The 18,446-nt window shown below is 71.9% G+C and carries 17 protein-coding genes; 13 read left to right on the top strand and 4 right to left on the bottom strand.

The features are described from left to right. Positions 1–25: 25 nt before the first annotated feature. Positions 26–220 (bottom strand): DUF397 domain-containing protein, encoded by a 195-nt coding sequence (locus ACWGKT_RS41690; protein WP_453277785.1) that lies wholly within the window; start codon positions 218–220, stop codon positions 26–28. Then, positions 180–1,025: a helix-turn-helix domain-containing protein gene (locus ACWGKT_RS41695; RefSeq protein ID WP_453277786.1), complete on the bottom strand. Its 846-nt coding sequence runs from the start codon at positions 1,023–1,025 to the stop codon at positions 180–182. The genes ACWGKT_RS41690 and ACWGKT_RS41695 overlap by 41 nt, the downstream gene beginning before the upstream one ends. Positions 1,026–1,144: 119 nt before the next feature. Here ACWGKT_RS41695 and ACWGKT_RS41700 point away from each other — a divergent pair, with 119 nt between their 5' ends. From ACWGKT_RS41700 to ACWGKT_RS41740, 9 genes are all read left to right on the top strand, one after another. Continuing rightward, the gene (locus ACWGKT_RS41700; protein WP_453277787.1) at positions 1,145–1,939 is read left to right on the top strand and encodes a TIGR03084 family metal-binding protein; all 795 of its coding nucleotides are present in this window, start codon (positions 1,145–1,147) and stop codon (positions 1,937–1,939) included. After that, entirely contained in the window at positions 1,936–3,609 is a 1,674-nt protein-coding gene (locus ACWGKT_RS41705; protein WP_453277788.1) for an acyclic terpene utilization AtuA family protein, read from the top strand. The genes ACWGKT_RS41700 and ACWGKT_RS41705 overlap by 4 nt, the downstream gene beginning before the upstream one ends. Beyond that, the gene (locus ACWGKT_RS41710) at positions 3,606–5,204 is read left to right on the top strand and encodes an acyl-CoA carboxylase subunit beta (RefSeq protein WP_356151380.1); all 1,599 of its coding nucleotides are present in this window, start codon (positions 3,606–3,608) and stop codon (positions 5,202–5,204) included. Before ACWGKT_RS41705 ends, ACWGKT_RS41710 begins: the two co-directional genes overlap by 4 nt. 5 nt (positions 5,205–5,209) lie before the next feature. Next, positions 5,210–7,051, top strand: a complete 1,842-nt coding sequence (locus tag ACWGKT_RS41715) for an ATP-binding protein (protein WP_453277789.1) — start codon at positions 5,210–5,212, stop codon at positions 7,049–7,051. 83 nt (positions 7,052–7,134) lie between these two features. Beyond that, positions 7,135–8,295, top strand: a complete 1,161-nt coding sequence (locus ACWGKT_RS41720) for an acyl-CoA dehydrogenase family protein (RefSeq protein WP_453277790.1) — start codon at positions 7,135–7,137, stop codon at positions 8,293–8,295. Positions 8,296–8,334: 39 nt separating this feature from the next. After that, complete coding sequence (locus ACWGKT_RS41725; protein ID WP_453277791.1) at positions 8,335–9,921, top strand: 4-coumarate--CoA ligase family protein; 1,587 nt, start codon at positions 8,335–8,337, stop codon at positions 9,919–9,921. Next, positions 9,918–10,700 (top strand): enoyl-CoA hydratase family protein, encoded by a 783-nt coding sequence (locus ACWGKT_RS41730; RefSeq protein WP_453277792.1) that lies wholly within the window; start codon positions 9,918–9,920, stop codon positions 10,698–10,700. The genes ACWGKT_RS41725 and ACWGKT_RS41730 overlap by 4 nt, the downstream gene beginning before the upstream one ends. Positions 10,701–10,707: 7 nt before the next feature. After that, positions 10,708–11,310: a TetR/AcrR family transcriptional regulator gene (locus ACWGKT_RS41735; RefSeq protein WP_235457651.1), complete on the top strand. Its 603-nt coding sequence runs from the start codon at positions 10,708–10,710 to the stop codon at positions 11,308–11,310. A 422-nt stretch (positions 11,311–11,732) separates the two neighbouring features. Further along, complete coding sequence (locus ACWGKT_RS41740; RefSeq protein ID WP_356151369.1) at positions 11,733–12,764, top strand: isopenicillin N synthase family dioxygenase; 1,032 nt, start codon at positions 11,733–11,735, stop codon at positions 12,762–12,764. Positions 12,765–12,833: 69 nt separating this feature from the next. Here the strand turns inward: ACWGKT_RS41740 and ACWGKT_RS41745 are convergent, their stop codons facing one another. After that, positions 12,834–13,934 (bottom strand): citrate synthase 2, encoded by a 1,101-nt coding sequence (locus ACWGKT_RS41745; RefSeq protein WP_356151367.1) that lies wholly within the window; start codon positions 13,932–13,934, stop codon positions 12,834–12,836. Between the two features lie 256 nt (positions 13,935–14,190). Between ACWGKT_RS41745 and pdxH the strand changes: the two genes are divergently transcribed. The 4 genes from pdxH (at position 14,191) to ACWGKT_RS41765 (ending at position 17,658) form a co-directional block, all read left to right on the top strand. Further along, positions 14,191–14,865 (top strand): pyridoxamine 5'-phosphate oxidase, encoded by a 675-nt coding sequence (gene pdxH, locus ACWGKT_RS41750; RefSeq protein ID WP_453277793.1) that lies wholly within the window; start codon positions 14,191–14,193, stop codon positions 14,863–14,865. Between the two features lie 337 nt (positions 14,866–15,202). Then, a complete protein-coding gene (locus ACWGKT_RS41755) occupies positions 15,203–15,589 on the top strand; it encodes a RidA family protein (RefSeq protein ID WP_453277794.1) in 387 nt (128 codons plus the stop codon). 29 nt (positions 15,590–15,618) lie between these two features. Then, positions 15,619–16,059 carry an N-acetyltransferase family protein gene (locus ACWGKT_RS41760; RefSeq protein WP_453277795.1) on the top strand — a complete coding sequence of 147 codons (441 nt, stop codon included), beginning with the start codon at positions 15,619–15,621 and terminating at the stop codon, positions 16,057–16,059. A 147-nt stretch (positions 16,060–16,206) separates the two neighbouring features. Next, positions 16,207–17,658 carry a PAS domain-containing protein gene (locus tag ACWGKT_RS41765; RefSeq protein WP_356151361.1) on the top strand — a complete coding sequence of 484 codons (1,452 nt, stop codon included), beginning with the start codon at positions 16,207–16,209 and terminating at the stop codon, positions 17,656–17,658. Between the two features lie 20 nt (positions 17,659–17,678). Here the strand turns inward: ACWGKT_RS41765 and ACWGKT_RS41770 are convergent, their stop codons facing one another. Continuing rightward, on the bottom strand, positions 17,679–18,434 hold the full coding sequence (locus tag ACWGKT_RS41770) for an SIS domain-containing protein (protein WP_356151359.1): 756 nt from the start codon (positions 18,432–18,434) through the stop codon (positions 17,679–17,681). Between the last annotated feature and the right edge of the window lie 12 nt (positions 18,435–18,446).

Genomic DNA, 18,446 nt, shown 5'->3' on the forward strand with positions numbered 1-18,446 from the left:
GCCAAGAAGCGGGCGGCCCCCACGGTCACTTCGCGGCGTGCGTGAGGAAGTCGGCCCAGGCGGGGGCGGAGAAAGTCACGTAGGAGGCAGTGGGGTTCTTGGAGTCGCGGACCGCTATGTGGGGGGTGAGGGAGGCGACTTCGAGGCATTCGCCGCCGTTGCTACCGCTGTACGACGACTTACGCCACTGCGCGCGCGTCAGGTCCGGATTGCTCCCCATAGCGTTCCTCCATCACGCGAGCGATCAGGGCAGCCGACTCCCTCGGGGAGAGGGCTTCGGCCTGTAAGCGAGCGTAACCGACAGAACGCCCCCTGATCAGCTGTGGATTGGCCGTCATATGGCCCGCGTCGTAGCTCTCGCTGTAGTGCAGGTCGGGATGATCGTCGAAGCGCAGGAGAGTGAACGAGCCCATTAATCCCGTGTGTTGGCCCGCCGAGAACGGCAGCACCTGGAGTTCCACCCACGGCTTTTCGGAGAGCCCCAACAGGTTGGCGAGTTGGTCACGCATCACCTCACGGCCGCCGATCTCCCGGTACAGCACCGCCTCGTCCAGCACCACCCACAGCACAGGTGGTTGCTCCCGCTTGAGGACGCGCTGGCGTTCCAGTCGTGCCGCGACCATCTCGTCGAGCCGCTCCGCCTGCTCGACACTGAGCACCGCTCGCGCGTACGCCTCCGTCTGGAGCAGGTCGTACACCAGCTGGCACTGGTATGCCGAGATGTACGTCGCGTTCGCCTCCAGTTCGGCGAATGCCTGAAACCACCCAGGCAACTGGCTCCGCAAAACCAGCCCCACCAGCCGCGAGAACAACCCGTCCGTCCCCAGCGCCGCATCCAACCGCTCCGAAAAGTCCCGCTGTGGAACCTTCGCCGCCGTCTCGATCTGTCCGATCAACGATCCGGTGCAGAAGACGACCGACCCCAGCTGCGCCAGCGTGAGCCCCGCCCCCTCCCGAGCCCGCCGTAGCTCATAGCCGTAGTAGTCCAAGGGCGACGCGCTCGGGTCGAGTTCGCGGCTTCGCATGGTGACCACCTCCGGTCACTGAGAGTAGTGAGGCGTGCGCAACCAGGTGACTGGTTGTGGAAAAACAAATTCATGCAAGCGTGCTTGATTGTTTCCGGGGGCGCTGCCATGCTCGCCCCATGTCCGATCCGACCCCCGTGTTCGACGACCTGCGTGACGAAAGCGATGAACTCGACCGGCTCGTGGCCGAGTTGAGCCCGGGACAGTGGGCGCTCCCGACCCCCGCGCCAAACTGGACCGTCGCCCACCAGATCGCCCACCTCGCCTGGACCGACCACTCGGCCCTGCTCGCCGTCACCGACGCGGACGCGTTCCGTGGCCTCGTCGAGAAGGCCCTCGCCGCGGCGGAGACGTTCGTGGACGAGGGCGCCGAGGCCGGGGCCCGACTCCCGTCCGCCGAACTGCTGGCGCGGTGGCGGCAGGGGCGGGCCGAGCTCGACCGGGCGCTGCGCGCGTCGCAGCCCGGCGCCCGCTTCCCCTGGTACGGCCCGCCCATGTCCGCCGCCTCCATGGCCACCGGCCGGATCATGGAGACCTGGGCCCACGGTCAGGACGTCGCCGACACCCTGGGTGTGGTCCGTGCCCCCACCGACCGGCTGAAGCATGTGGTCCGCATCGGTGTGCGGGCACGGGACTTCGCCTTCGGCGCGCATGGGCTGCCCGCTCCCGCGGAGGAGTTCCGGGTGGAGATCCTCGGCCCCTCCGGCGACACCTGGACCTACGGCCCCGAGGACGCCCCGCAGCGCGTCACCGGTCCCGCCCTCGACTTCTGTCTCCTGGTCACCCAGCGCGCCCACCGCGCCGACCTCGCCGTACGTGCCGAGGGGCCCGACGCCGACCGCTGGCTCGACATCGCGCAGGCCTTCGCGGGCCCGCCCGGCGGTGGACGTTCCCCGAAGGGGGACGCGGAGTGACCCTGCGCATCGGCAACGCGTCGGGCTTCTACGGCGACCGCTTCGACGCCATGCGCGACATGCTCACCGGCGGCGAACTGGACGTCCTGACCGGCGACTACCTCGCCGAGCTCACGATGCTGATTCTGGGCCGGGACCGGCTGAAGGACCCGGCCGCCGGTTACGCCCGCACCTTCCTGCGGCAGTTGGAGGAGTGCCTCGGCCTGGCGCACGAGCGGTCGGTCAAGATCGTGACCAATGCGGGTGGCCTCAATCCCGCCGGACTCGCCGACGCCGTACGGCAATTGGCCGACCGGCTCGGCATCCCGGTGCGCGTCGCCCATGTCGAGGGCGACGATCTCACCGCGGCGCACCCGGGCAGCCTCGCCGCCCATGCCTACCTCGGCGGCTTCGGGATCGCGGAGTGCCTGCGCGCGGGCGCCGACATCGTGGTCACCGGGCGGGTGACCGACGCGGCCCTCGTCACCGGGCCGGCCGCCGCGCACTTCGGCTGGCGGCCGGGGGAGTACGACCGGCTCGCGGGCGCCGTCGTCGCCGGGCATGTGCTGGAGTGCGGGACGCAGGCCACCGGCGGGAACTACGCGTTCTTCGGCGAGGGCGACGTGCGCCGGCCCGGTTTCCCGCTCGCCGAGCTCCATGAGGACGGCAGCTGCGTCATCACCAAGCACCCCGGCACCGGCGGGTTCGTGGACGTCGGCACCGTCACCGCTCAGCTGCTGTACGAGACCGGCGGTGCCCGGTACGCCGGGCCCGATGTGACCGCCCGCCTCGACAGCGTGCGGCTCACCCAGGACGGTCCCGACCGGGTGCGCATCGAGGGGGTGCGGGGAGAGGCCCCGCCGCCCACGCTCAAGGTCGGGCTCAACCGGCTCGGCGGCTTCCGCAACGAGGTCGTCTTCGTGCTGACCGGGCTCGACATCGAGGCCAAGGCCGCGCTCGTACGGGAGCAGATGGACGACGCCCTGGCCAAGTCGCCGCCCGGTGACGTGCGGTGGGAGCTCGCCCGTACCGACCGGGCCGACGCGGACACCGAGGAGACGGCGAGCGCGCTGCTGCGGCTCGTCGTACGGGACCAGGACCAGGCCGTCGTCGGACGCGCGCTGAGCGGGGCGGCCATCGAGCTGGCGCTGGCCAGCTACCCCGGCTTCCATGTGGTGGCGCCACCGGGGAAGGGGGCGCCCTATGGGGTCTTCGAGGATGTGTACGTCCCCCATGGTGCCGTCGACCAGGTGGCGGTCGTAGACGATGGGCGGCGCATCCATGTGGCCGCGCCCCAGGAGACCGCCGACCTCACGGACGTACCCCAGCCGTCCCTGCCGCAGCCCCTGCCCTCGGGCCCGACGCGTCGCGCGCCCCTGGGCCTGATCGCCGGTGCCCGCAGCGGTGACAAGGGTGGGAACGCCAACGTGGGGGTCTGGGCGCGCACGGACGAGGCCTGGCGCTGGCTCGCGCACGAGCTGACGGCGGACCGGTTCCGGCAGCTGCTGCCCGAGAGCCGCGAGCTGACCGTCGTCCGGCACCCGCTGCCGAATCTGCACGCCCTGAACTTCGTCGTCGAGGGAATCCTCGGCGAGGGCGTCGCCGCCCAGCACCGCTTCGATCCGCAGGCCAAGGCCCTCGGCGAGTGGCTGCGCTCCCGCCACCTGGACATCCCGGAGGCCCTGCTGTGACCGTTCTGAACACCTCCCTGGACCCCACGGGCGCCGACTACCAGGCCCATCGTGAGGCCATGCTCGCAAGGCTCGACGACCTGGAGACCGAGCACGCCAAGGCCCTCGCGGGCGGCGGCGAGAAGTACGTCCAGCGGCACCGGGGGCGCGGCAAGCTGCTCGCCCGCGAGCGCATCGAGCTGCTCCTCGACCCGGACACCCCGTTCCTGGAGCTGTCCCCGCTGGCCGCCTGGGGCAGTGACTACGCCGTCGGCGCCTCCCTGGTGACCGGGATCGGCGTGGTCGAGGGCGTCGAGTGCCTGATCACCGCCAACGACCCGACCGTGCGCGGCGGCGCGAGCAACCCGTGGAGCCTGAAGAAGGCCCTGCGCGCCAACGACATCGCGCTCGCCAACCGGCTGCCCTGCATCAGCCTGGTGGAGTCCGGTGGCGCCGATCTGCCGTCCCAGAAGGAGATCTTCATCCCCGGTGGGGCCATCTTCCGGGACCTGACCCGGCTGTCCGCCGCCGGCATCCCGACCGTCGCCGTCGTCTTCGGCAACTCCACCGCCGGTGGCGCCTACGTCCCCGGCATGTCCGACCACGTGATCATGGTCAAGGAGCGGGCGAAGGTGTTCCTCGGCGGGCCGCCGCTGGTGAAGATGGCGACCGGCGAGGAGAGCGACGACGAGTCCCTGGGCGGCGCGGAGATGCACGCGCGCGTGTCCGGCCTCGCCGACTACTTCGCCGTGGACGAGCAGGACGCGCTGCGCCAGGCGCGGCGGGTCGTGTCCCGCCTCAACCACCGCAAGGCGCACCGGGATCCGCGCCCGGCGGCCCCGCCGAAGTACGACCCGGAGGAGCTGCTCGGCATCGTCCCGGGCGACCTGAAGATCCCGTTCGACCCGCGCGAGGTCATCGCCCGGATCGTCGACGCCTCCGACTTCGACGAGTTCAAGCCGCTGTACGGCACGAGCCTCGCCACCGGCTGGGCGAGCCTGCACGGCTACCCCGTCGGCATCCTGGCCAACGCCCAGGGCGTCCTGTTCAGCGAGGAGTCGCAGAAGGCCGCCCAGTTCATCCAGCTCGCCAACCAGCGCGACATCCCGCTGCTGTTCCTGCACAACACCACCGGCTACATGGTCGGCAAGGAGTACGAGCAGGGCGGGATCATCAAGCACGGCGCGATGATGATCAACGCGGTCAGCAACAGTCGGGTCCCGCACCTGTCGGTGCTGATGGGTGCCTCGTACGGCGCCGGGCACTACGGCATGTGCGGGCGGGCCTACGACCCCCGCTTCCTGTTCGCCTGGCCCAGCGCCAAGTCGGCCGTCATGGGCCCGCAGCAGCTGGCCGGTGTCCTGTCGATCGTCGCCCGGCAGTCGGCGGTGGCGAAGGGGCAGCCGTACGACGAGGACGCGGACGCCGCCCTGCGCGCGATGGTGGAGCAGCAGATCGAGTCCGAGTCGCTGCCGAAGTTCCTGTCCGGGCGGCTGTACGACGACGGCGTCATCGACCCGCGCGACACCCGTACCGTCCTCGGCCTGTGCCTGTCCGCCATCCACACCGCTCCCTACGAGGGCGCGCGCGGTGGCTTCGGCGTCTTCCGGATGTGAGGCTCATGATTTCGACTCTGCTGGTCGCCAACCGGGGCGAGATCGCCTGCCGGATCTTCCGCACCTGCGGTGAGCTGGGCATCCGGACGGTCGCGGTGCACTCGGACGTGGACGAGAACGCGCTCCACGCGCGCGTGGCCGACACGGCGGTACGGCTGCCGGGGGCGACGCCCACGGACACGTATCTGCGCGGCGATCTGATCGTGAAGGCGGCGCTGGCCGCCGGCGCGGACGCCGTGCACCCCGGGTACGGCTTCCTCTCCGAGAACCCGGAGTTCGCCCGTGCCGTCCTGGACGCCGGCCTGGTCTGGATCGGCCCGCCGCCGGAGGCGATCGAGGCGATGGCGTCCAAGACGCGCGCCAAGGAGCTGATGGGGATCGCGCCGCTCGGCGAGGTCACCGACGCCGACCTGCCGGTGCTGGTGAAGGCGGCGGCGGGCGGCGGCGGGCGCGGTATGCGCATCGTGCGCCGCCTGGAGGAGCTGGGCGCCGCACTGGAGGGGGCGCGCGCCGAGGCCGCGAGCGCCTTCGGGGACGGCGAGGTCTTCGTCGAGCCGTACATCGAGCAGGGCCGCCACGTCGAGGTGCAGATCCTCGCCGACAGCCACGGCACCGTCTGGCCGCTCGGCACCCGCGACTGCTCCCTCCAGCGCCGCCACCAGAAGGTGATCGAGGAGGCCCCCGCACCGGGTTTGACCTCCAAACTCACCGAGGAGCTGTACACGCTGGCCGTACGCGCGGCCCGTTCCGTGTCCTACGTGGGCGCCGGCACGGTCGAGTTCCTGGTCGCCGACGGCCGGGCCCACTTCCTGGAGATGAACACCCGCCTCCAGGTCGAACACCCCGTCACCGAGGCGGTCTTCGGGCTCGACTTGGTCGCCGAGCAGATCCGCGTCGCCGAGGGCCACGCCCTGCCGGCCGACCCGCCGCGCGCCGAGGGCCACTCCGTGGAGGCCCGCCTCTACGCCGAGGACCCGGCCCACGACTGGGCCCCGCAGACCGGCACCCTGCACCGCCTCGCCGTGCCCGCGGGCGTCCGCCTCGACACGGGGTACACCGACGGCGACGAGATCGGCGTCCACTACGACCCGATGCTCGCCAAGGTCGTCGCCCACGCCCCCACGCGCGCGGAGGCGCTCCGCAAGCTCGCGGGCGCCCTGGAGCGGGCGGCGCTGCACGGCCCGGTCACCAACCGCGACCTGCTGGTGCGCTCGCTGCGCCACCCCGAGTTCGCCGACGGCCGCATGGACACCGGCTTCTACGACCGCCACCTCACCGAACTGACCGCCTGCGCGCCCGACCCGCACGCCCCCCTGGCCGCGGCCCTGGCCGACGCGCACGGCCGCTCCCGGTTCGGCGGCTGGCGCAACCTCACCTCGCAGCCGCAGGTCAAGCGGTACGAGATGGCCGGCGAGGAGCACGAGGTCCACTACCGGCACACCCGCCGGGGCCTCGCGGCCGACGGCGTCCGGGTCGTCCACGCCGACGCGCGTCTGGTCGTACTCGAAGTGGACGGCGTACAGCGGCGCTTCGAGATCGCGCGCTACGGCGACCGGATCCACGTCAACGCCACCGCCCTCACCGCCCTGCCCCGCTTCCCCGACCCGACGGCCCAGTTGGCCCCCGGTTCCCTGCTCGCTCCGATGCCGGGCACGGTCGTCCGCGTCGCCGAGGACCTGACCGAGGGCGTCTCCGTGGCGGCCGGCCAGCCCCTGATCTGGCTGGAGGCGATGAAGATGCAGCACCAGATCGCCGCGCCCGCCGCCGGCACGCTCAGCGCCCTGCACGTCAAGCCGGGACAGCAGGTGGAGCCGGGCATGCTGCTGGCGGTGGTCGAACCCGGCTAGAGGCGAGGGGCCGCTGGATCGATCGGCGGCCACCGCCGCGCGAGCGCGAGCAACCACACACAACCCGCACGCGGAGGAATCGCATGACCACCCTCATCGAACCCGAAGAGCACCAGGCACTGCGAGCCGCGGTCGCCGCCCTCGGCAAGCGCTACGGTCGCGAGTACATCGCCCGTACCGTCGCCGAGGGCCGCCACCCCACCGAACTCTGGGCCGAGGCGGGCAAGCTCGGCTACCTCGGCGTCAACCTTCCCGAGGAGTACGGCGGCGGAGGCGGCGGCATCGCCGAACTCTCCATCGTCCTCGAAGAACTGGGCGCCGCGGGCTCCCCGCTGCTCATGCTCGTCGTGTCGCCGGCCATCTGCGGCACGGTCATCTCCCGCTTCGGCACCGAGGAGCAGAAGCGGGCCTGGCTGCCGGGACTCGCCGACGGATCGCGGCTGATGGCCTTCGGCATCACCGAACCCGACGCCGGCTCCAACTCCCACCGCATCACCACCACGGCCCGCAAGGACGGCGCCGACTGGCTGCTCACCGGCCGCAAGGTCTTCATCTCCGGTGTCGACATGGCGGACGCCGTCCTGATCGTCGGCCGCACCGAGGACGCCCGCACCGGACGTCTCAAGCCCTGCCTGTTCATCGTCCCGACGGACGCCGAGGGCTTCCAGAAGCAGCCCATCGACATGGAACTCAAGGCCGCCGAGAAGCAGTTCGAGCTGGTCCTCGACGACGTACGGCTGCCCGCCGACGCGCTCGTCGGCGACGAGGACGCCGGCCTGCTGCAGCTGTTCGCCGGCCTCAACCCCGAGCGGATCATGACGGCCGCCTTCGCGATCGGCATGGGCCGCTACGCGCTCGCCCGGGCCATCGAGTACGCCCGTGACCGCACCGTCTGGAAGGCGCCGATCGGCGCCCACCAAGCCATCGCGCACCCCTTGGCGCAGGCGCACATCGACCTGGAGCTGGCCCGGCTGATGATGCAGAAGGCGGCCCACCTCTACGACGCCGGGGACGACATCGGCGCCGGTGAGGCCGCCAACATGGCCAAGTACGCGGCCGGGGAGGCCTGTGTGAAGGCCGTCGACCAGGCCGTGCACACCCTCGGCGGCAACGGGCTCACCCGTGAATTCGGGCTCGCCACCTTGATAACGGCGGCGCGTGTGGCTCGTATAGCTCCGGTGAGCAGGGAGATGATTCTCAACTACGTCTCCCATCAGAGCCTTGGACTGCCCAAGTCGTACTGAGCGCTCACCGTCGCAGCCACCGCCGTACGAGGAGGAACCGTGTTCCGCAGCGAGTACGCAGACGTTCCGGCCGTCGAACTGCCCATCCACGAAGCCGTCCTGGGCCACGCCGCCGAATTCGGCGACCGGCCCGCGCTGATCGACGGCACCGACGGCACCACCCTCACGTACGAACAAGTGGACCGGTTCCACCGGCGGATCGCCGCCGCGCTCGCCGACGCCGGTGTGCGCAAGGGCGACGTCCTCGCCCTGCACAGCCCGAACACCGTCGCCTTCCCGACCGCCTTCTACGCCGCCACGCGCGCGGGTGCCACCGTCACCACCGTGCACCCGCTCGCCACGCCCGAGGAGTTCGCCAAGCAGCTGACGGACTCGGCAGCCCGCTGGATCGTCACCGTCTCACCGCTGCTGGAGTCGGCCCGTCGGGCGGCCGAACTCGCGGGCGGCGTCCAGGAGATATTCGTCTGCGACAGCGCGCCCGGACACCGCTCCCTGATCGACCTGCTCGGCTCCACCGCGCCCGAACCGGATGTCGCCATCGACCCGGCCGAGGACGTCGCCGCGCTGCCGTACTCCTCCGGCACCACCGGCATCCCCAAGGGCGTGATGCTCACCCACCGGCAGATCGCCACCAACCTCGCCCAGCTCGAACCCGCCGTCACCGCCGGACCCGACGACCGCATCCTCGCCGTCCTGCCCTTCTTCCACATCTACGGGCTCACCGCGCTCATGAACGCGCCGCTCAGGCACGGCGCCACGGTCGTCGTCCTGCCCCGCTTCGACCTGGAGACCTTCCTCGCGGCCATCGAGACCCACCGCATCACCGGCCTGTACGTCGCCCCGCCGATCGTCCTCGCCCTCGCCAAGCACCCTGCCGTCGCCCGCTACGACCTGTCGTCCCTGCAGTACGTCATCAGCGCCGCCGCACCCCTGGACGCCCGGCTCGCCGCCGCCTGCGCCCGGCGCCTCGGCCTGCCCCCCGTCGGCCAGGCCTACGGCATGACGGAACTCTCGCCCGGCACCCACGTCGTGCCGCTCGACGCCATGCACCAGGCGCCCCCCGGCACGGTCGGCAGGCTCATCGCCGGCACCGAGATGCGCATCGTCTCCCTCGACGAACCCGGCAAGGATCTCGGCATCGGCGAGACCGGCGAGATCCTCATCCGCGGACCGCAGATCATGAAGGGCTACCTGGGCCGCCCCGAGGCCACCGCCGCCATGATCGACACGGACGGCTGGCTGCACACCGGCGACGTAGGCCATGTGGACGCCGACGGCTGGCTGTTCGTCGTCGACCGGGTCAAGGAGCTCATCAAGTACAAGGGCTTCCAGGTGGCACCCGCCGAGCTGGAGGCCCTGCTGCTCACCCACCCGGGCATCGCCGACGCGGCCGTCATAGGCGTCTACAACGAGGACAACAACGAGGTTCCGCACGCCTATGTGGTCCGTCAGCCCACCGCCACCGACCTCACCGAATCCGAGGTCATGATGCACGTCGCCGAACGCGTCGCCCCCTACAAACGCGTCCGGCAGGTCACCTTCGTCGACGGCGTGCCCCGGGCCGCCTCCGGCAAGATCCTCCGCCGGGAACTGCGGGAACTCAGGGAACTCAGGGAGAAGTCATGACGTTGATCGGACGTACGCGCGCGCGGGGCGTCGAAACCCTCAGCCTGGACTCGGTCGACACCCGCAACGCGCTGTCGGCCGCGCTCGTCGGCGAACTGGCCGACGCGCTGACCGACTGCGCCAAGGACACCGACGTACGGGCCGTCGTCCTCACCCACACCGGCAACACCTTCTGCGCCGGAGCCGACCTGCGCGACCCTTCCCCAAGTGCTCGGCCTCGCTCGAACAGGGGAGGCCCCAATCACCCCGACGCCCTGGTCCAGCTGCTGCGGCAGATCGTCGAGCTGCGCAAGCCGGTGGTGGCCCGGGTGACGGGGCACGTCCGCGCGGGCGGCCTGGGACTCCTCGGCGCCTGCGACATCGCGGCCGCCTCCGCCGAGTCCAGCTTCGCGTTCACCGAGGTACGCATCGGGGTCGCGCCGGCGGTCATCTCGCTGACGGTGCTCCCGCGCACCGACCCGCGTGCCGTGGCCCGGTACTACCTCACCGGCGAACGGTTCGACGCCGCCGAGGCGGCCCGGATCGGCCTGCTGACCGTGGCCGGGGCCGCAGGCGAGGACATCGACGCCGTCCTGGAACCCGTACTCGACGGCCTGCGCCGCTCCTCGCCCCAGGGCCTCGCCGAGACGAAACAGCTGCTCACGGCTAGGGTGCTGGAAGTCTTCGACCGGGACGCGGCCGATCTCACCGCGCTCTCGGCCCGGCTGTTCTCCTCCGCGCAGGCCCGCGAGGGGATGACGGCCTTCCTGGAACGACGGGATCCCTCATGGGTGATGTGAGCGCAAGATGAGTGTGAGCACGGCCGAAGGCGACCGCCTTCCCAAGCAGGACCGCAGCAGGGCCACCCGGCAGCGGCTCCTGGAAGCCGCCGTGGCCTGCCTCGCCGAGCACGGCTGGGCAGGCTCCACGGTCTCCGTCGTCGCCGAGCGCGCCGGCGTGTCCCGTGGCGCCGCCCAGCACCACTTCCGTACCCGCGAGGACCTCTTCACGGCGGCCGTCGAGTACGTCGCCGAGGAACGCTCCACCGCGCTGCGCGCCCTGTTCCCCGAGGGTGCCGCCGACCGCCGGGTCGTCGTCGCCGCCCTCGTCGACCTCTACACCGGCCCGCTCTTCCGGGCCGCCCTGCACCTGTGGGTCGCCGCCTCCGACGAGGACCAGCTGCGGCCGCGCGTGACCGAGCTGGAGGCCCGCGTCGGCCGTGAGACCCACCGCATCGCGGTGGAACTCCTCGGCGCCGACGAATCCCGCCCCGGCGTCCGGGAAACGGTCCAGGGCCTGCTGGACATGGCCCGCGGCCTGGGCCTCGCCAACCTCCTCACCAACGACACGGCCCGCCGCGAACGTGTGGTGGCTCAGTGGGGTGCGCTGATGGAGGAGACGCTGGGCTGAGGGGCCGCGCGAAGCCCGGGGAGGTCCGGGGGGCGGGCGCACGGCCGCGGTGGCCGCCGGCGGGGTTCGGGGCGTCGAGGGCGGGCCTTGATCGGGCGTCGAGGGGCCCGGGGGACTGCAGGCGGGGCTTGAGGGGCGCGTAGAGGCGCACAGAGGCACGACGGGCAGCCGCGGGGCCGCGCCGGGCCGGTGACGGGACCGGGTCGAGGGCCCCCGGGGTTTGTTCGAGGGGCGCGTTACTCTTGGCGCATGCTTCCGATGCTCGTTCGACGCCGCCACGTGGACTACGTGCGCGTCACGAGCATGGGCTGTCGCCTTTCGGCCTGAATCAGCCCCTTTATTCTCCTCTTTCTTACGGCATCCTGGGCGCCGCCCTACCCTCGGCGGCCTGCCCGTGGCCCACACACCCTGTGGACGCATCCATGACGACGCACTCCGCGACGACCCCGTCGTACGACCAGCTCCCGATCATCGACCTGTCGGCCGCCGACCGCGGTTCCCAGGCTCGCGCCCAGCTCCACGCCCAGCTGCACAGCGCCGCCCACGACGTGGGCTTCTTCCAGCTCGTCGGACACGGCGTCACCCGGACGGAGACCGACGCGCTGCTCACGGCCATGCGCGCCTTCTTCGCCCTCCCCGAGGCCGACCGCCTCGCCCTCGACAACGTGCACTCGCCCCACTTCCGCGGCTACACCCGCACCGGCGACGAACGCACCCGGGGCGCCCGGGACTGGCGCGACCAGCTCGACATAGGCGCCGAACGGCCCGCCCACGTCCCCGGCCCGCACGAGCCGCCGTACTGGTGGCTGCAGGGCCCCAACCAGTGGCCCGCCGCCCTCCCCGAGCTGCGCACGGCCGCCCTCGCCTGGATCGACACCCTCAGCGACGTCGCCGGCCGCCTGCTGCACGAGCTGCTGGCCGCCATCGGCGCCCCCGCCGACTTCTACGACCCGGTCTTCGGCGACCACGCCCACCCGCACCTCAAGCTCGTCCGCTACCCCGGCAGCGCCACCGACGGCACCGACCAGGGCGTCGGCGCGCACAAGGACTACGGCTTCCTGACCCTGCTGCTCCAGGACACCGTCGGCGGACTCCAGGTGCAGCGCGAGGACGGCCTCTTCCACGACGTGCCGCCGCTGGAGGGCGCCTTCGTGGTCAACCTCGGCGAGCTGCTGGAGGTGGCGACGAACGGCTATCTGATCGCCACCAACCACCGCGTCGTCAGCCCGCCCGGTGCCACCGAACGCTTCTCCGTGCCGTTCTTCTACAACCCCCGCCTCGACGCCCGCGTGGAACCGCTCCCCTTCCCGCACGCCTCCACCGCCCCCGGCGTCACGGACGACCCGGCCAACCCGCTGTACGCCGAATACGGCTACAACGAGCTCAAGGGCAAGCTGCGGGCCCACCCGCTGGTGGCGGAGCGCCACCACGCGGACCTGCTCAGCCGGGCCTGATCGCGCCGCCCGAGAGGCGCGGGCGGTGCCGCACCCGCCCGTGCCCCTTCCGCGAAGCGACTCCGTGAGCTAGTGGGAGATGTCGGAGAACCCCTCGACATCCCGCGGGCTGCGCGGTCCCGGTCCCACGTACCGGGCGGACGGCCGCACCAGCCGTCCGGTCCGCTTCTGCTCCAGGATGTGCGCCGACCAGCCCGCCGTCCGCGCGCACGTGAACATCGACGTGAACATGTGCGCCGGGACCTGCGCGAAGTCCAGCATGATCGCCGCCCAGAACTCCACGTTCGTCGCCAGGACCCGGTCCGGACGCCGGTTGTGCAGCTCCTCCAGGGCCGCCTTCTCCAGCGCCTCCGCGATCTCGAACCGCGGCGCGCCCAGCTCACGGGCGGTACGGCGCAGCACCCGCGCGCGCGGGTCCTCGGCCCGGTACACCCGGTGCCCGAAGCCCATCAGCCGCTCGCCCTTGTCCAGCGCCCGCTTGACGTACGCCTCCGCGTCGCCCGTCCGCTCGATCTCCTCGATCATGCCGAGCACCCGGGACGGAGCGCCGCCGTGCAGCGGCCCGGACATGGCGCCCACGGCACCGGACAGGGCGGCGGCCACATCGGCGCCCGTGGAGGCGATGACCCGCGCCGTGAAGGTGGAGGCGTTCATGCCGTGCTCGGCGGCGGAGGTCCAGTAGGCGTCCACGGCCGCGACGTGCTTCGGATCGGGCTCGCCCCGCCAGCGGATCATGAACCGCTCGACGACCGAACCCGCCTTGTCGATCTCCCGCTGCGGCACCATCGGCAGCCCCTGGCCGCGCGCGGACTGGGCGACGTACGACAGGGCCATCACCGCGGCCCGCGCGAGGTCCTCACGGGCCTGCTCCACGCCGATGTCGAGCAGCGGTTTCAGGCCCCACACCGGGGCGAGCATCGCCAGCGCCGACTGCACGTCCACCCGGATGTCACCCGAGTGGACCGGGATCGGGAACGGCTCGGCGGGCGGCAGGCCGGGATTGAAGGCGCCGTCCACCAGGAGCCCCCACACATTGCCGAACGAGACGTGCCCGACCAGTTCCTCGATGTCGACGCCCCGGTACCGCAGGGCCCCGCCCTCCCTGTCCGGTTCGGCGATTTCCGTCTCGAACGCGATGACTCCTTCGAGCCCGGGTACGAAATCGGACATGAGGCGGCTCCTAGTGCTCTGTACGCGATGTGTACGGCGGATGGCCGGGAAAGCGGGCGTCCGCGGCTGCCGAGACGGCTCCGCGGTCGCCCTGAGGACTCGCGGTCCGGCACGGTCACCCCGGTGATGCCCCGAGCGGTCGGTGCTCACCCCAACCGGAACGGCATCTGCACGATATCCCCGAGTGCCATCAATGGGGAGTCTGCACGGCACTCAGTGCCACGCAAGTCGTACGTGCATACGGCAAGATGACCGCGTGACCGACCGTGACCCCATCCTCGACCCGGCTGCCATGCGCAAGCAGTACCGCGTCGAGGGCTTCGACGAGACCGACCTGGCCGCACACCCCATGGACCAGTTCACCCGCTGGTTCGAACAGGCGGCGCGGGCAGCCGTACACGGCACGATCTACGAACCCAACGCCATGGTCGTCTCCACGGCCGACGCCGAGGGCCGCCCCAGCTCACGCACGGTCCTGCTGAAGCAGTACGACGCCCAGGGCTTCGTCTTCTACACGAACTACGAGTCCCGCAAGGCCCTCGACCTCGCCGTGAACCCGTACGTCTCGCTGCTCTTCCCCTGGCACCCGCTCGCCCGCCAGGTCGTCGTCGCCGGCACCGCCCGCCGTACCGGCCGCGACGAGACGGCCGCGTACTTCCGCACCCGCCCGCACGGCTCGCAGCTCGGCGCCTGGGCCAGTGCCCAGTCCTCGGTGGTCGCCTCCCGCGCCGCGCTCGAAGCCTCGTACGAGGAACTGCACGACCGCTACCCCGAGGGCGAGCAGGTCCCCGTGCCCCCGCACTGGGGCGGCTTCCGCGTCGCACCCCGGATGATCGAGTTCTGGCAGGGCCGCGAGAACCGGCTCCACGACCGTCTGCGCTATGTCTCCGAAACGGACGGCTCCTGGCGCGTGGAGCGCCTCAGTCCCTGACCCGCCCCTCGGGCCGCCGCTCCGCCCGAACGCAGACGACCCGCGAGTTCGGGTCCTCCGCCTGACGGCGGAGAGCCGGCCGGACGTACCGGCGAACTCGCGGGTCGGGTGACTTCTGGGATTGGGCCGGCTGCACGCGTCGTTCACGTGCTGGTCCGGCACCGCACTGAGTGTGGTGGCGAGCCGCTAGCCCGCAGTCACCTCACGCGTCCGGTATTCATACATCTGCCGAACCACCTCCCTTCTCGTGTGCTCCATACCCTAGGAACCCTTCGGCCCCCGATCAACAGCTTTTTCCCCATGGACGTATCCGCGCAGGTCACCTAGCGTTCGGCGCATGGTGGAGCGGTGGGCTGTGCTGAGCGGGTCGGAGTTCGAGGAGCGCATCGGATACGCGCGGGCGGTGGTCGACGGGGACTGGGTGCACGTCTCCGGGACCACGGGCTTCGACTACGCGACGATGACGATCTCCGAGGACGTCGTGGAGCAGGCCGAGCAGTGCCTGCGGAACATCGGGGACGCGCTGGAGCGGTCGGGCTGCGGGTTCGGTGATGTCGTGCGGGTGCGGTATCTGCTGCCCGAGCGGGAGGACTTCGAGCCGTGCTGGCCGGTGCTGCGGCGGGCGTTCGGCGAGGTGTGGCCGGCGGCGACGATGATGGTGTGCGGGCTCGCCGACCCCCGGATGAAGATCGAGATCGAGGTGTACGCGCGACGGCCCGCCTAGCGTGCCCAGGTCCTCGTAGTCTTCCCGGTGTGACCGATCTTCGAATAGAGATCGTGGACGGCGAGGCCATGCTCGAACAGTGGCGGCACGTCCACAACACGATCGTTCCGCCCGCCGCGATGGACCTGGACGAGGTGCGGGAGCGGGCGGGGCGCAATCGGCTGGAGAACGCGTACGTCGGCGATGTCCTCGTCGGCAGTTCCACGGTGCGCCCGCCGACGGGGGAGGACGGCGTGGCGACCGTGATCGCCCGGGTGCTGCCCGAGTACCGGCGGCGCGGGTACGGCGCGGCCCTGTACGCGCACACGCTCGCCCACGCGCGCGTGCTCGGCGCGAAGGTGATCGAGACGTGCGTCCTGGCGGTCAACGAGGACGGTCTGCGCTTCGCCGAGCGACAGGGGTTCGTGGAGATTGAGCGCTACGTGCTCGACGGCGAGAGCGACCAATGGGTGGACCTCAGGCTGGCCTAGGAGTCGGTCGGCGTCGGCGACCCGGCGCTTAACGATTTTCTCAATCTTGTGGGAACCAAGTGTGTGCTGCGTCACGTTCGAGTTGAATGAAGGGGAGTGAGCGAACCTTCGCGCCGTACGTGCGGACGCAGCCTGCAGGGGGTCCAGGTGAGTGCTTCCCGGCGTAGTGGGACGACCGACGAGCTGGGGCCGGACGAGCCCGAGCGTGACGGCGGCTCGGCCTCGGCCGGTCCGGACAGCCCGGGTGACCCGGGTGACCCGGGCGGATCCGACCTGCTCGCCGCCCTGCTCGACGGGATGGACGCGGCCCTGTGCGCCTTCGACGCGGACGGGGTGGTGACGCACTGGAACCGCGAGGCGGAGCGCATCCTGGGCTGGACCGCGGCCGAAGCCGTGGGCCGCAAGGGCTTCGCCGGCTGGGCGGTGCGCAGCGCGGACGCCGAGGAGGTCGAGGGGCGCCTGCTGTCCGCCATGCACGCCCCGGGCCGGCAGGTGCACGAGTTCGCGCTGCTGACCAAGGACGGCGGACGGGTTCTCGTCCGGACGCAGTCGGCCGCCGTGCGCGGACCGGACGGCGAGCCCGCGGGCGTGTACTGCGCCTTCAGCGAGGTGCACGCGCAGATCGACCTGGAGCGGTCCATCGCGCTGAGCGAGGCGCTGTTCGAGGACGCGTCGTGGGGTGTCGTGCTGGTCGACGCGGACCTGCGGCCCGCCGTGGTGAACGCGCACGCGGCCCGGGCGCTGGGCACCGGGCGCACGTCCGTGCTCGGGCGGCCGCTCGGCGAGCTGCTGGCGCAGGGCGTCGAGGAGCTGGAGGCCGCGCTCACGCACGTGCTGGCGGAGGGCGCGCCGCCCGCGCCGGCCGAGATGTGGGTGAGCGTGCGGACGCCGGAGGGGGAGAAGCGGCGGTGCTGGCGCAGCGGGTTCGTGCGGCTGGCCTCGCCGCTCGCGGAGGAGCCGGTGCCGCTCGGGGTGGGCTGGCTGTTCCAGGACGTGACCGAGGCCAAGCAGGGCGAGCAGGAGGGGGCGCAGCTGCGCTTCCGTGCCAACCAGCTGCACCGGGCGGCGCGGGCCGCGGCGGAGTGCGAGGACCCGACGGAGGCGGTGACCGTCCACCTGGACTTCGCGCTCGCCGGCTTCGCCGACCACGCGCTGATCGACCGGGTGGCGGGCGGGGCGCGGGCCGACGGGGACGCCGGTGAGGTGCGGCTGGTGCGGGTGGCCACGACGCCCGCCGGGGCGCCGGGGCCGAGCGTGCTCACCGGGCACGCCGGGCTGCCCCTGCGCTACGAGGAGGGGCATCCGGCCCTGCAGTGCGTCGACCGGGCCGGGACGGTGCGGGCGGACGCCGGTTCCGTGCCGGCCGAGCGGGCGCGCGAGTGGGCGCTGGCCCGCCAGTGGCCCGGCGACTGCGTGCACGCCCTGTGCGCGGTGCTGCGCAGCCGGGGCCGGACGCTGGGGGTCGTGACGTTCCTGCGCGGCGCCGGACGCAACCGGTTCGAGCGGGCCGACGCGACGTACGCGGAGGACGTGGCGGTCCGGATCGCGTCGGCACTGGACCTGGCCTCCGAGGTGGGCGAAGAACCGCCCCTCGGCTGACTCGCCCGGCCGACCGCACCTCAGCGCTGGTAGAAGATCCGGTCCCGGTACTCCCGCATGATCCGGTGGTTCCACTCGTGGCCGCCGTCGACATTGCCGGAGCGCAGGAGCGGGGGCTCGGTGCCGCGGTCGGCCAGGGTGCCGGCGGCCGTGGCCATGACGGCCTGGAGCAGGGCGCTGGTGACGACCGTGGAGGCGGGGGCGAAGGGGGCCGGGATGCTGTCCAGGGAGAGTTCCGCGTCGCCGACCGCGATCTTCGAGTCGAGGACGAGGTCGCAGTGGTCCTTCAGGTAGGTGCCCGAGCCGTGCCGGGATTTCGTCTGCGAGGCGTAGGCCACCGACGTGACGCCGATGACCTTGACGCCCATGGCGCGGGCGGTCATGGCCATCTCCACGGGGAGGGCGTTGCGGCCGGAGAGGGAGATGATCACGAGGGCGTCGCCGGCCCGGAGGGGCGAGGTGTCGAGGACGGCCGTCGCGAGCCCGTCCACGCGTTCGAGGGCGGAGCCGAGGGTGGCCGGGACGACGTCGACGCCCAGGGCTCCGGGGACGACGAGCAGGTTCATCAGGGCGAGACCGCCGGCCCGGTAGACGACGTCCTGCGCGGCGAGGGAGGAGTGGCCGGCGCCGAAGGCGAACAGGCGACCGCCGGACTCGACGGTGTCGGCGAGGAGCGTGCCGGCCGCCGTGATCGCCTCCGACTCCTCGTCGCGGACCCGTCGCAGCAGGCCGATGGCGGCGTCGAAGAACTGGTCGGCGAGCGTGCCGTCGCTCATGCGGTGCCCCTT

It is taken from the genome of Streptomyces sp. NPDC054794 (assembly GCF_053611585.1).